Genomic DNA, 13993 nt, shown 5'->3' with positions numbered 1-13993 from the left:
AGGGTAACGAGATTAACGTACCTGATTTGGTTGGTACCTCGGTGTGGCTGAAACGCTTTCTTCTTCATGATCGGCAATTAATTCATCTCGCCTGCTAGGGCCTTGAAAACGCACCTTATAGGTGTCGTATTCTCGTATAGACTCGTAGCAATAGCGTCCTAGCGCATTTTCTAATTCTGCAAGGTTATGGTTGGTAATAAGAATACAGTTTTTCTTATTCACTAGTCGTTGACGTAAAAGATTACCAAACCAGCTTTGCGCGTTCTTTTTTAAGATGCTTTCGTTAACGCATACTTCATCGAGGATCAGCAAGTCAACGTTAAGCAGTTCGTGGTGAATTTCCCTGAACCGTTGCCCAGCATTGTCAGACGCCGAAAAATCATAAGAGAAATTTCGCATCTCTAAAATAGTGGAAAGCTGCCTATATAGAACAGATATTTCGTATTGATCGATAAGTTGATGAGCTATAGCACCTGCAATGTGCGATTTACCTCGTCCATAATCGCCGTAGAAGATCATCATATGCGATCCGCTTTGACGCCATGCAGGGTCGTCATGCGCAGCAATGAACGACTGAGCTATTGATACCGCTTCTATAACGTCGTCGCTATCTTCAACAAGGTTAGAAAAGGTCCACTTGGGATTGAGATCAGAACGACCGTGTATGGCCTCTACGCGGGCTTTCTTGCTGCGCTGCTGTAGTTGCGAGATCTCTTCATTAGCCTGCGCTTCATATTGCTTACGCAGCGTTTTGTAGTCGATGTATTCGTTATCCGGATCGACGGGCTTATTCAACGCCTTGGCTAAATTTGCGATTTTATCTGTAATGCGATCCATATTGAATTAACTCTTTTTTGATGAGGCGTACTTGGCGACCAACTTCTTAGCATTATCATCCGCTTCTATGCCTGCTGCAACTTTCACTTGCTGACTTCCTACAACTTTCGTAGCGGAATAGCCTGAAGCAAGCCTCTTACGTTTGATATTGTTAGCAAATTTTTGCGTCCACTGAAACTCACTAAATATGGAGCTAGGCCGTCCCAACCAGTATGCTACGAATTCGCCAATATCGTTATCGTCAAAGGTTTTGTCAATAATGCCAAGTAAGTTTGCCATTTCTTTAAACAAAGCGTTATTTGGCTTCCAGTCTTGAGTCATAGCGCTGTGCTGTTTGTGTAACACATCGAAATCGGAAACAGGCTCACTCAGTAAAGGTAACAGTAATGTTTTACCGTTAATACTGCGTTCTAGGTCGATATCAAGGGGAAGGGTAACAAGACCAGCTTGCTCTAGCTGTTTTAGCAGGCTATTGATTTGTCTCCCTCGTAAATAGTGAGGCTCTTTGCTGTCACCGTTAAGTAGTGCTAGCAATGATTTATAATCAATAGCCGATGAAGACGTGGTAGCGGTGTTGGCATTTGTGCGAAGTCCTAACATGTATAGCACGCGACAGTCATTGGAAATGGGAGACTGCAGAACCGTTAGTTCAGCTTGGGTAAGAGGTTTACTCATGCGGGTTCTAGTACGCCTTCAAACCATTCACTGGCGATGTCTTCTGGGATTGGATGCTCAAGCACGTCAACATGAAGTGCTGGAGTATTAAGGGTACCGCCACGCTCTGTGATGAGTGATTCCATGGTTTTAGCGCCATAACAGAATGTGTCATAGCTTGTATCGCCTAACCCCACAATATAGGCACTGACTGAGGACAGATCAGTATTTTTCAACTGCGCTGAAAACGGCTGTATATTGTCGGGCAGTTCGCCAGCGCCGTGGGTAGAGGTGCACACTAACCAGTGCGCCGATGTAGATATATTGTCAAGGTTAGGCTCAAGGTGAATAGTGTAGGTAAAACCCTTTTGCTTTAACGTTTCTGCAAGAGCGTCTGCAACGTATTCCGCAGCACCTAACATCGTGCCAACTATAATTTCAAAGTGCTTAGTCATTAACTATTTACCAATACAAAAAGAAGAAAATATCTTTCCAAGAAGATCATCAGAGGTAAATTCACCCGTGATTTCGCAAAGTGCCTGATGGGCTAATCGCAATTCTTCGGCTAAAAGTTCACCCGCCATTGCATCATGCAGCTGTTGCTCTCCCGTTGTCACGTGATTATTTGCTTGGTCGAGTGCGTCAATGTGTCTACGGCGAGCAATAAATTGACCTTCTGTCGTCGTGTCAAACCCCATGGTGGTTGCTAAATGAGACTTTAACGTATCAACGCCGTCTCCTTGTTTAGCAGACAAATTGATAACAGAAATATCGCCTTGCTGAGTGGCAACGGTACTGTGGCCTACATCTAAAGTGCTTAAATCGGCTTTATTTCTTACTACAGTAACCGGAATACCAAGAGGTAAACGCTGCATAAACTCCGGCCAAATCTCGAACGGGTCGATGATAGATGTGGATGTGGAATCTACGACAAAGAGAACGTGATCTGCATCGCTTATCGCTTGCCAGGCACGTTCAATACCAATTTGCTCTACTTTGTCGGGGCTTTCTCGTAGACCCGCAGTATCGATAATGTGAACGGGCATACCATCAATATGAATATGCTCTTTTAATACATCCCTTGTTGTGCCAGCTATATCTGTGACTATGGCACTTTCTCTACCTGCCAGTGCATTCAGTAAGCTTGATTTCCCAGCATTGGGTCTTCCGGCGATAACCACCTGCATACCTTCGCGTAAAAGAGAGCCTTGCTTTGCTTGCTCTCGCACTGAAGCCAAGCTTTGAACAATGGCTGAGAGGTCCCCAGACACTTTGCCATCAGAAAGAAAGTCTATTTCTTCTTCAGGAAAATCAATCGCTGCTTCAACATACATGCGAAGATGAATAATTTGGTCGGATAAGGCTTGGATTTGTGTTGAAAACTCACCTTGAAGGGAGCGTAACGCACTGCGAGCAGCTTGTTGTGAACTTGCGTCTATTAAGTCAGCAATGGCCTCTGCCTGAGCTAAATCGAGCTTATCATTGAGAAACGCTTGCTCGCTAAATTCGCCAGGATTGGCTAATCGAGCGCAGCCTGTAGCGAGTACAGCGTTGATAAGCATGTCCATAACAACTTGACCGCCGTGCCCTTGAAGCTCAAGTACATCTTCGCCAGTAAATGAGTTAGGGCCCTTAAAGAAAAGCGCGATGCCTTGGTCTATGACAGTTTTTTTACTATCAATAAACGAAGTATAGGCAGCTTGTCTAGGAGTGAGTTCACAGGGCACTAACGCTTGTGCGACTTCCTTTGCCTTTGGGCCTGACACGCGAATAATTCCCACACCGCCTCGTCCTGGAGCCGTTGCCTGAGCAGTAATAGTGTCCGTTGAGAAGGTGAGTGAATCCATAATTAATCGCGAAAATTCTTAAATTGAAACGGTTGACCTAGGTCAGATGATTTAACCAATGCCATTACTTGTTGAAGGTCGTCACGTTTTTTACCCGTCACGCGCAGCTCTTCACCCTGAATCGCAGTTTGAACTTTCATTTTGGCATCTTTAATCAGCTTAACGATTTTCTTCGCCATAGGCTGCTCAATACCTTCTTTAAACGCAATAGTTTGGCGATAGGTTTTGCCATGGGCATCAAACGGTTTTACGTCTATAGAAGACGTATCCACATTTCGTTTTGAACAAGCCGTTCTAAACATGCTTTCCATTTGCTGAAGTTGAAATTCAGCCTCTGCTTTCATAACAACGGTTTTTTCTTTGTAATCAAAGCTAGCTTCAATTCCGCGAAAATCGAAACGCGTAGAAAGCTCTCTGCTGGCGTTTTCCGTAGCGTTTCGCACTTCTTCCATATTTATTTCTGAAACAATATCGAATGATGGCACAGTAAATTCCTCGTTAGACAAAACAGCCCGCGTAGGCGGGCTGTGTAATTAAACAAACAATATGTTATTTATTGCTTATGCCCCGCTTCTCCATGGAAGCATAGATCATTTTGGCTTGAACCAGTGTGATGACATTACTCACTAACCAGTATAGTACCAGACCTGCAGGGAACCATAAGAAGAACACACTCATCATCACCGGCATCCACTGCATTATTTTTTGCTGCATAGGGTCGGTAATGGTAGTGGGTTGCAATTTTTGTAGTAAATACATACTTGCACCAGTTAATACTGGCAACACAAAGTAGGGGTCTTTAGTTGATAAATCGGTTATCCATAGCACAAAGTCGGCATGGCGAAGTTCAACACTTTCCATTAATACCCAATACAGGGCTAGGAAAATAGGCATTTGTAAAAGCAAAGGTAGGCAGCCACCCATAGGGTTTACTTTTTCTTTGCGGTACAACTCCATCATTGCTTGAGACATTTTTTGTCTATCGTCGCCAAAGCGGTCTTTAAGCTGCTGCATCTTAGGGGCTAAGTTACGCATACGGGCCATAGACTCGTATTGCTTTTTGGTTAGCCAATACATAGCGCCTTTAACCACAATAGTGATAAGGATAATTGCAACACCCCAGTTATTCACAAGGCTATGTAAGAAAGTAAGCAGTGAAAACAACGGCTGAGAAATCCAAAATAGAATGCCGTAATCAACAGTTAGGTCTAGACCTCGCGCTATTTTTGCAAGGCTATCTTGGTCTTTAGGACCCATATAGAGCGTTGAGGCAATTGTTTTAGACTCACCGGCGTTGATGGTCTCGGCAGGTGAAAGCACACCAATAACTGCAAACTGATTATTAATATTGCGAGAATAAAGGGTGTTGGTTTGTTCTTGAGAAGGAACCCATGCAGACACGAAGTAGTGCTCTAGCATTCCCACCCAACCAGCTTTAGTGGTTTTGCGAAGGTTTTCGTCTTCTATTTCATCAAAAGAATACTTATCGTATCTATCATCTTCTGTAGAGAATGCCGCACCGCGATAGGTTGGCATAAACATGTTACCGTCGTCTTCAAAGTCCATAACCTGCTTTAGCTGGGCATATGGCTGAACGTTTGCAGCGGTGCTCGTTGCGTTTTGTACATCATAACTTACGTTCACATCGTAGCGACCTTGGGTAAACGTAAAGGTTTTAGTAATTGAAAGACCCTGACTATTCTTCCATGTTAATGGCACGACTAAGGTATCGCCACTAAGCTGATAAGCCGATTGTTGTGCGGTATAAACGGGTCTGCCAGTTGCGCTAGCATCTGGGCCTTGTTTACCAATTAATCCACTTTGCGCAACGTACAATCCCATGCCCGAACGCAATAAACTGTAAGGCTCATCAGAACCTTGAGTTACAGGGAATTTTATTAGATTTGCAGAGATAACATCGCCGCCTAATAAATCGATACGCACATCTAGCGTGTCGGTTTTTACCTCGATAATGCGATTTGTGTTTTGCGTCTGAGCTATGGTTTGTGCAGCAGGTACACTATCGCTAGTAGGAACATCTTCGCTTTGTGCTTCGTCAAAAGAAGGTACACCTTGATTTGCTTGTTGCGTCTGTTCTTGTTGAACAGGATTTATAGGCTGTGGCCCATAATCTTTTTGCCAAGCTTGCCATAGCAAAAAGGTAACTAGCGCTAGGCCAATTATCAGAAAACTGCGTTGCGATTCCATATAGGTCTCTTTATTTTGAGTGTTTATCTTGTTGTTTTTCTGGTACCGGATCGTATCCCCCGGCATGCAAAGGCTGACATTTTAATATGCGTTTAAACGATAACCAACCGCCTTTTACTAATCCGTGTGTTTTTAGTGCGTCTATAGCATACCAAGAACAGGACGGATGGAAACGACATCGTTGGCCTAAAACAGGCGAAATAAACCATTGATAAAATTTTATCAATGCTAAGGGAGCTACAATTAAGAGTTTCCGCAACGCTTGTTTAATTTTTTCCATAGCTTTTCTAAAGTTGCAAAAACTTCTTGATTGCTAAGATTATCGGCACCTGACTTACCTATAACAATAATATCTACATTTGGTAAGTGATGTTGTTTGTGTCTAAAACTTTCACGTACAAGTCGTTTGAGCCTATTTCTATCATGGGCTTTTCGGACGCGTTTCTTCGCAATAGTAATACCGAGTCGCGAATTATTATGAGAGTTTTTTCTAGCTAGAATAGTAAAAGAGGGAGATACAGCTGGGGTTGCGTTATCAAACACATAAGTAAAGTGGGAGGGAGTCAACAGACGCAACTCCCTTGAAAAATTATTTTCGCCCACTTTTGGCGTCTTTCTAATTAAGCTGAAAGACGAGCGCGGCCTTTTGCACGGCGAGCTGCTAGTACTTTACGACCATTTTTAGTCGCCATACGAGCACGAAAACCGTGAGAACGCTTGCGCTTAAGATTGCTCGGTTGAAATGTTCTTTTCATGACCAAAGTCTCACTTATATTTAGTTACAAACATAGGCGTTTTTTGGTAACACATTATTTCATTATTAAAACAATGTGGAGTTCTCACCAGAAAAGCCCATCGAAAAAGGACGCTGAATTCTAGAGATCTCGGGGCCTTGTGTCAATGCATAATGTAGCTTTTGGGGAGAATAATTGAACAAATTTTATTATTTTTTATTGAAATGAGTTATTAAACTCCATTAAGGCTGTGAATAACCTAATTTTTTAGCAAAGGTTATCCACAATAGGGTGTGCACAATCATAAATATGGGGATCAGATCAAGGGCTTTTACCTTATTTTTAGGTGTAAGAAAGTCTAAAGTAAGTTCGTTTTGATCTAAAAGAAAAGGTAATAATTTACAATGAGTTATCAGTTTGATCGTAGCGATCTGCTGAGATCGGGATTTACTTTTTGTTGATAAAATAAGATAATCCACAGACTAGAACGATAATTTACTTTCTCGCGATTATTCAACATACCTTCTAAGAACGTTCACGGCTTCCTCTTACGCGATGTCGACACTACTCTATTTGGTTTTTCGCGAGCAACGGGAGCTAACAACGTACCATGTCCTTATGGAATCAATGTCTTGAACGCCTGCGTCAAGAATTACCGACGCAACAATTCAGTATGTGGATTAGACCGCTTGTTTGTGAAGAACAAGAGGGATATGTAGCTCTTTTTGCGCCTAACCGCTTTGTTTTAGATTGGGTGAGAGATAAATATTTAGATAATATTACGGGTCTTCTCCGTGAGTTTGCAGGTGAAAGTGCGCCACAATTGCATCTTGAAGTAATGAACCGACAACGAGTCAATAACTCGTCGCAACAGAATTCAGCACCCTCACAAGCTTCTTCATCAGGGATGTCACAGTCTGCACCACGTCAGAACGCTTATCAGCACAGCGCGCAATCTCATGCTGGTTCTAATCAATCTGGTTCTTATCAATCAGGTTCTATACAACAAGGGCATTCTCAGTCTGCGTCGCAATCGCAGCAATCGTCAGCGAATCAGAGTCCGTCTAGTCATAACTCTTATAATCACAGTAATACGAACCAACATCATTCCCAGCAGAATAATAGTGGTTTCTCTAGTGGCAATGATTTTGGCGATAATAAGGCTGGTGATAAAAACTTTGGTGATAAAAGCTTTGGTGATAGAAGCTCTGGAGGTAGCAGTTCAGGGGATAGGAACAGCAGTATAAATGCAAACAGCAGCCGTAGTTACCATGAGCAAAACAGAGCAGCTAATCAAGCGTCTGCGCCTCGTTCTCAGCCCTCGCCCAGGGTAGTACCTATTCCCGAGGCAATGAAGCATAAGAGCAATATCAACCCTACCTATCAATTTGATAATTTTGTAGAGGGTAAATCAAACCAACTTGCTCGTGCGGCCGCTACGCAAGTTGCTAATAATCCTGGTGGTTCATATAACCCACTGTTTATATATGGTGGCACCGGCTTAGGTAAAACTCACTTATTGCATGCAGTAGGTAATGGTATTGTTGCAAATAATGGTGATGCAAAGATTGTGTACATGCACTCCGAACGTTTCGTGCAAGACATGGTGAAAGCATTGCAGAATAACGCTATCGAAGATTTTAAGCGTTTCTACCGCTCTGTTGATGCTCTGCTTATTGATGATATTCAATTTTTTGCCAATAAAGAGCGATCGCAAGAAGAGTTCTTTCATACCTTCAATGCGTTGTTGGAAGGTAATCAGCAGATCATTTTGACATCGGATCGTTATCCAAAAGAGATTGATGGCGTTGAGGATCGCTTAAAGTCCCGGTTTGGATGGGGATTGACCATTGCGATCGAACCGCCAGAACTTGAAACACGGGTTGCGATCTTAATGCGTAAAGCTGCTGAGAATCGCATCCACCTTCCTAATGAAGTGGCATTCTTTATTGCGAAACGATTGCGCTCCAATGTTAGGGAATTAGAAGGGGCATTAAATCGGGTTATTGCCAATGCTAATTTTACTGGTCGCCCCATTACTATCGATTTTGTTAGAGAGGCATTGCGTGATCTCCTCGCTTTACAAGAAAAGCTTGTAACTGTTGATAATATTCAGAAAACCGTGGCAGATTATTATAAGATAAAGGTAGCTGATATTTTATCTAAGCGAAGAAGTAGAAGTGTTGCTCGTCCTCGTCAAGTTGCAATGGCGCTGGCCAAAGAGTTAACCAACCACAGCTTACCAGAACTCGGTAATGCGTTTGGTGGAAGGGACCATACTACGGTACTCCATGCGTGTAGAAAAATAGAGCAGCTAAGAGAAGAAAGTCATGATATAAAAGAAGACTATAAAAACCTCATTAGGACTTTGTCTTCCTAAATAATACGACCTTAGAGGCGAGATAGCACTGCGATGAAATTTACTATAAGCCGCGAACAGTTTTTACAACCCCTCCAACTCGTGTCTGGTGCTGTTGAGCGTAGACACACGTTGCCTATTTTATCTAACGTTCTGATTAAAGTTAGCGAAGGCGCATTGTGGTTAACCGGTACCGATTTAGAAGTTGAGCTTATTTCAAGTGTTAAGCTTGAATCTGAATTTACCGAAGGGGAAATTACCGTTCCCGCCAAGAAGCTCTTTGATATTATTCGCGGCATTTCTGAGGGTACGGATATTCATTTTTCTATCGACGGCAGTAAAGCTCTGATACGAGCTGGACGCGGCCGTTATACTTTATCAACCCTATCTGCTAGTGATTATCCAAATTTAGAAGATTGGGAAGGTGAGGTTGAATTTGAACTATCTTGTAGCGACCTTAAACGTCTTATAGATTCAACGAGTTTTTCAATGGCGCAGCAAGACGTGCGCTATTATTTGAATGGAATGTCGCTAGAGACCGAGGAAAATGTCATTCGCACAGTGGCCACAGATGGCCACAGATTAGCGCTTTGTCGCCTTAACTATGAAACTGCATTACCGGCCCGCCAAGTTATTATTCCTAGAAAGGGCGTATTAGAAATTTCTCGGTTAATCTCTGACGATGATAAATCGTTGAAGGTGCAGATTGGTGCCAACCATCTTCGTATATTTTCAAATGACTTTATCTTTACGTCAAAATTAGTAGACGGGCGTTTCCCTGATTATCGTAGGGTACTTCCTCAAAATGGCGATAAAGAAATTATTGCTAGCAAAGCGGTGCTAAAAGAAGCCTTTTCACGTGCAGCAATTTTATCGAATGAAAAATTCAGAGGCGTTCGCTTAAATCTTGCTACCGGCGAGCTTAAAATTACGGCCAACAATCCAGAGCAAGAAGAGGCTGAGGAAAACGTAGACGTTCAATACGAAGGCGATGATCTTGAAATTGGCTTTAACGTTGCGTACCTCATTGATGTATTGAACTCTTTAAATTCGGATATGGTTAAGGTTAGCCTGTCTGATTCAAATGCGAGTGCGTTAATTGAAGATAACGCTGATGGCGCTGCGCTTTATGTCATTATGCCTATGCGTTTGTAGCACTGCAGAAAGTAAAAACATCAATTTAAGGCCTACAGCATTATTTTAATTGCTATCGATAGAGCGGTGCATTGTTTATCAATGTATCGCTTTTATTCCCTTTAGAGTTCTATTATGAAATTGGACCAGGTCCAAATTGCGAACTTCCGTAATTTGTCATCTATAAGTTTCTCCCCGTCTCCTTCTTTAACTATCATCCAAGGTGTTAATGGTAGCGGTAAATCGTCTCTCATAGAGGCGCTTTATTATCTTGGGTTTGGCCGTTCTTTTCGTACCAACAAACACAGTGCTGTCATTCAGCACGATAAGAATGAGTTTAGTGTATTTGCATCGTGTCATAACGAAAATGGTGATAAACAAAAGATAGGATTTCAGCGAACTAGGGGAGACCAGTTTACCTGTAGTATCGATGGTGAACATTCTAAAAAGCTTTCAGATTTAGTTAGCTTAGTTCCTATTCAATTATTCACGCCGCAAAGTACAGACCTCATTATAGGTTCTCCTTCTGAAAGACGTCGGTTTTGTGACTGGGGATTGTTTCACGTGAAACATGAGTTTCAGTCGGTTGCGAATCAATACGCCAAATTCTTAAAGCATAGAAATGCACTGCTAAAACAGCAGGCTAATCTATCTGCACCAGAAAACCTGTATTGGGAAAGTCAGTTCGCGTTGTTAGGTGAAAAACTCACTGAGATTAGAGAAGAGTACCTGCTGTCATTGACACCAATATTTGAAAAATACGCCAATGAATTCTTACCAACCTTTGAAGTCAAACTGAGTTACTATAAAGGATGGGAAAAAGATGCGTCTTTATCAGAAAGCCTAGTTAAAAAGAAAGAGTATGATGGTAAAATAGGACATACTTCTTCTGGGCCGCACAAAGCTGATGTTAAGCTTAAAGTGAATGGTGTGAATGCCCAAGAGCTGTTATCCCGAGGTCAGCTTAGAATGGCTGTCGCGGCGTTACAAATGTCACAAACAGAATTATTTAATACCACTACAAATAGAAAAAGTATTTTTCTGTTAGATGACGTCGGTGCTGAATTGGACGCCGACAAAAGAGAACAATTTATTGACGGGTTATTAAGGATGGACACGCAGGTTTTCGTTACTGCAATTGAGTCCACTCAACTCGAATTTATACAAAAATACAACGAAAAGAAAATGTTTCACGTGGAACATGGAAACGTGAAAGAGGAGTAAAAGCTAGTATGTCAGAAGAGAACAACTACGACTCGTCCAGTATTAAGGTACTTAAAGGATTAGACGCTGTAAGAAAACGTCCGGGTATGTACATTGGTGATACCGATGACGGCACCGGTTTGCATCACATGGTTTTTGAGGTTGTCGATAATTCAATTGACGAAGCACTTGCTGGTCACTGTTCTGAAATTGTCGTACTTATCCATAGCGACGGTTCTGTTTCCGTATCTGATGATGGCCGTGGAATACCGACAGAACTTCATGAAGAAGAGGGGGTTTCTGCTGCAGAAGTCATCATGACAGTTTTGCATGCTGGCGGAAAGTTTGATGATAATTCTTATAAAGTATCTGGCGGCCTACACGGTGTTGGTGTTTCTGTTGTAAACGCACTATCTAGTCGCCTTAAACTTCGTATCCGTCGAGGCGGAAAAGCTCACGAACAAGAATACAAGCATGGTGTTCCACAAGAGCCTCTTGCAGTTACCGGTGACACAGATAAAAGCGGAACAATGATCCGCTTTTGGCCAAGTGAAGATACGTTTACTAACACCCTTTATCACTACGACATACTTGCTAAACGCTTACGCGAACTTTCATTTTTGAACTCTGGCGTATCAATAAAGCTAAAAGATGAGAGAGACGGTAAAGAAGACCACTTTAAATACGAAGGCGGTATTAAAGCGTTTGTCGAATATCTTAATGATAAGAAAACAGCTATTCACCAAAAAGTATTTCATTTTAGTGCAGAGCGCGAAGACGGTATAAGCGTTGAAGTGGCTATGCAGTGGAACGATAGCTTCCAAGAAAATGTTTTTTGCTTTACCAATAATATTCCTCAGCGTGATGGCGGAAGCCATTTAGCCGGTTTCCGTGGCGCCTTAACGCGCACATTGAACAACTATATGGAAAAGGAAGGGTTAAATAAAAAAGCAAAAACCAATGCAAGCGGCGATGATGCTCGAGAAGGTCTAACCGCTGTTATTTCTGTGAAAGTACCCGATCCTAAATTCAGCTCGCAAACAAAAGACAAATTGGTATCTTCTGAAGTTCGACCAGTTGTTGAATCAGCAATGAATGAAAAGCTGGCGGAGTTTCTTCTAGAAAACCCTTCTGAAAGTAAAATTATCGCGAACAAGATAATCGATGCTGCTCGCGCTCGTGAAGCCGCTCGAAAAGCCCGTGATATGACTCGTCGAAAGGGCGCACTAGATTTAGCAGGTCTTCCAGGTAAGCTTGCTGATTGCCAGGAAAAAGACCCAGCACTGAGTGAGCTTTATATCGTGGAAGGTGACTCTGCTGGCGGTTCAGCCAAGCAGGGCAGAAACAGAAAAAACCAAGCTATCCTTCCGCTTAAAGGTAAGATTCTAAACGTAGAAAAAGCGCGCTTTGATAAAATGCTATCTTCTCAAGAAGTGGCAACGCTGATCACCGCCCTTGGTTGTGGCATCGGACGTGATGAATACAACCCTGAAAAGTTGCGCTACCACAGCATCATTATCATGACGGATGCGGATGTGGATGGTTCTCATATTCGAACGCTGCTACTGACTTTCTTCTACCGTCAAATGCCAGAAATTATTGAGCGTGGGTACGTGTATATTGCTCAGCCACCACTTTACAAAGTGAAAAAGGGCAAGCAAGAACAGTATTTGAAAGATGATGATTCATTAACGAATTATCTAACGTCCATAGCGGTAGATGGTTCTTCATTACACACTAGTTCTGATGACCCAGGCATTTCAGGTGTTGGTCTTGAGAATCTTGTTAAGCAATATCAAGCCGTAGAAAAAATGATTAATCGTATGAAGCGGTTAATGCCACAGTCTATGCTTTATAGAATGCTATATACGCCAACACTTGACGTCCAAGATTTGAAAAATGAGGACGCGCTAGAAAATGTCGCTAAGCATTTTGTTGCACAGCTTACTGAACGCGAGAATGATGGTGCGACGTACAGTTATGAAATTAGACGCGATCAAGAGTTAAGCGAATATTACATTACTATTATCATGCGTATGCACGGTATCGACTACGAGTATATTATTGATAGAGAGTTTATCGATTCTAACGAGTATGCACGTTTACGTGAATTAAACCTTGCTATCAACGATATGATGGGACCTGAAGCTTATATTCAGCGTGGGGAGCGTAAGCAACCCGTAGACTCATTTAAAGCAGCCCTTGATTGGTTGATGAGTGAAGCAAAACGCGGTCAATATATTCAGCGCTATAAAGGTCTTGGTGAAATGAATCCGAGTCAATTATGGGAAACTACAATGGACCCAGACAGCCGTCGCATGCTTCAAGTTACCATTGAGGATGCTATTAGCTGCGACCAATTGTTTACAACGTTAATGGGCGATCAGGTTGAGCCACGAAGAGAGTTTATTGAAGCGAATGCTCTTAAAGTTGCAAACCTTGACGTATAGGCTACTAGCTTAGCCTAGCCAAAAAACAAAAGCGTCGGCTAAAACAAAGCAATTCAGATGCAGGCGACGTGAAAAAATAAAAAAGGCGATTATTATGAAGTGACCCCATAAAGTTGGACTCATTTCTAAGCGGCAACTAAGGCCTGATTTCGATATTGTATCGGACTCAGGCCTTTTAGTTTTAGCTTAATGCGTTCGTTGTTGTAATAGTCGATGTATTCTTTGATATTTTCAATGAGTTCATTTGCGTCTTTGAACGTTTCATTGTGATACATCTCAGTCTTTAATATGCCGAAGAAGTTCTCTGCAACGGCATTGTCTAAGCAGTTCCCTTTTCTGGACATACTCTGGAGCAGCCCATGTTCTCTTAGGTGTTGTTGGTATTGTTTATTTTGATACTGCCAACCTTGGTCTGAGTGTATGAGTGGTCTCTCATGCTTCAGCAGCTTTGCTGTTGCGGTTTTAAGCATGTCAGTGACTAAGGGCAACGTGACAGATGTTCGCACCTCATAGCTGACCACTTCTTGGTTAAACAGGTCGATTACCGGCGACAGGTATACTTTCTGG

The 13993-nt window shown here is 42.3% G+C and carries 14 protein-coding genes; 4 read left to right on the top strand and 10 right to left on the bottom strand.

From position 1 onward, the window contains the following. Positions 1-12: 12 nt before the first annotated feature. The 9 genes from O9X84_RS02745 to rpmH all read right to left on the bottom strand — a co-directional run bounded on the left by O9X84_RS02745 (position 13) and on the right by rpmH (position 6301). Complete coding sequence (locus O9X84_RS02745; RefSeq protein WP_269518029.1) at positions 13-837, bottom strand: ATP-binding protein; 825 nt, start codon at positions 835-837, stop codon at positions 13-15. A 6-nt stretch (positions 838-843) separates the two neighbouring features. Beyond that, positions 844-1512: a DnaT-like ssDNA-binding domain-containing protein gene (locus O9X84_RS02740; protein WP_269518028.1), complete on the bottom strand. Its 669-nt coding sequence runs from the start codon at positions 1510-1512 to the stop codon at positions 844-846. Beyond that, positions 1509-1946 (bottom strand): FMN-binding protein MioC, encoded by a 438-nt coding sequence (mioC, locus tag O9X84_RS02735; protein WP_269518026.1) that lies wholly within the window; start codon positions 1944-1946, stop codon positions 1509-1511. Before mioC ends, O9X84_RS02740 begins: the two co-directional genes overlap by 4 nt. Before the next feature lie 3 nt (positions 1947-1949). Next, positions 1950-3338: a tRNA uridine-5-carboxymethylaminomethyl(34) synthesis GTPase MnmE gene (gene mnmE, locus O9X84_RS02730; protein WP_269518025.1), complete on the bottom strand. Its 1389-nt coding sequence runs from the start codon at positions 3336-3338 to the stop codon at positions 1950-1952. 2 nt (positions 3339-3340) lie between these two features. Continuing rightward, positions 3341-3823: a YajQ family cyclic di-GMP-binding protein gene (locus tag O9X84_RS02725; RefSeq protein WP_032095236.1), complete on the bottom strand. Its 483-nt coding sequence runs from the start codon at positions 3821-3823 to the stop codon at positions 3341-3343. A gap of 64 nt (positions 3824-3887) precedes the next feature. Beyond that, entirely contained in the window at positions 3888-5546 is a 1659-nt protein-coding gene (gene yidC / locus O9X84_RS02720) for a membrane protein insertase YidC (protein WP_269518023.1), read from the bottom strand. A 10-nt stretch (positions 5547-5556) separates the two neighbouring features. Then, complete coding sequence (yidD, locus tag O9X84_RS02715) at positions 5557-5826, bottom strand: membrane protein insertion efficiency factor YidD (RefSeq protein WP_442864495.1); 270 nt, start codon at positions 5824-5826, stop codon at positions 5557-5559. Beyond that, positions 5790-6149 carry a ribonuclease P protein component gene (gene rnpA, locus O9X84_RS02710; RefSeq protein ID WP_032095234.1) on the bottom strand — a complete coding sequence of 120 codons (360 nt, stop codon included), beginning with the start codon at positions 6147-6149 and terminating at the stop codon, positions 5790-5792. The genes yidD and rnpA overlap by 37 nt, the downstream gene beginning before the upstream one ends. A gap of 17 nt (positions 6150-6166) precedes the next feature. Then, positions 6167-6301: a 50S ribosomal protein L34 gene (gene rpmH, locus O9X84_RS02705; protein WP_014290886.1), complete on the bottom strand. Its 135-nt coding sequence runs from the start codon at positions 6299-6301 to the stop codon at positions 6167-6169. Positions 6302-6890: 589 nt separating this feature from the next. Here rpmH and dnaA point away from each other — a divergent pair. The 4 genes from dnaA (at position 6891) to gyrB (ending at position 13426) form a co-directional block, all read left to right on the top strand. Continuing rightward, positions 6891-8660 carry a chromosomal replication initiator protein DnaA gene (gene dnaA / locus O9X84_RS02700; RefSeq protein WP_269518021.1) on the top strand — a complete coding sequence of 590 codons (1770 nt, stop codon included), beginning with the start codon at positions 6891-6893 and terminating at the stop codon, positions 8658-8660. A 33-nt stretch (positions 8661-8693) separates the two neighbouring features. Further along, positions 8694-9794, top strand: coding sequence for a DNA polymerase III subunit beta (gene dnaN, locus O9X84_RS02695; protein WP_269518020.1), 1101 nt, complete (start codon positions 8694-8696; stop codon positions 9792-9794). Between the two features lie 114 nt (positions 9795-9908). After that, the gene (gene recF, locus O9X84_RS02690) at positions 9909-10997 is read left to right on the top strand and encodes a DNA replication/repair protein RecF (RefSeq protein WP_269518018.1); all 1089 of its coding nucleotides are present in this window, start codon (positions 9909-9911) and stop codon (positions 10995-10997) included. 8 nt (positions 10998-11005) lie between these two features. Then, positions 11006-13426 carry a DNA topoisomerase (ATP-hydrolyzing) subunit B gene (gyrB, locus tag O9X84_RS02685; protein ID WP_269518017.1) on the top strand — a complete coding sequence of 807 codons (2421 nt, stop codon included), beginning with the start codon at positions 11006-11008 and terminating at the stop codon, positions 13424-13426. A gap of 125 nt (positions 13427-13551) precedes the next feature. Here the strand turns inward: gyrB and O9X84_RS02680 are convergent. After that, positions 13552-13993, bottom strand: a 442-nt coding sequence (locus tag O9X84_RS02680) for an IS3 family transposase (protein ID WP_269518016.1), incomplete at its 5' end; no start/stop codon positions are given.

Origin of the sequence: Alteromonas sp. BMJM2 (assembly GCF_027257845.1) — a bacterium.
Taxonomy (GTDB): Bacteria; Pseudomonadota; Gammaproteobacteria; order Enterobacterales; family Alteromonadaceae; genus Alteromonas.
This window is presented reverse-complemented; position numbering and strand designations above follow the sequence as displayed.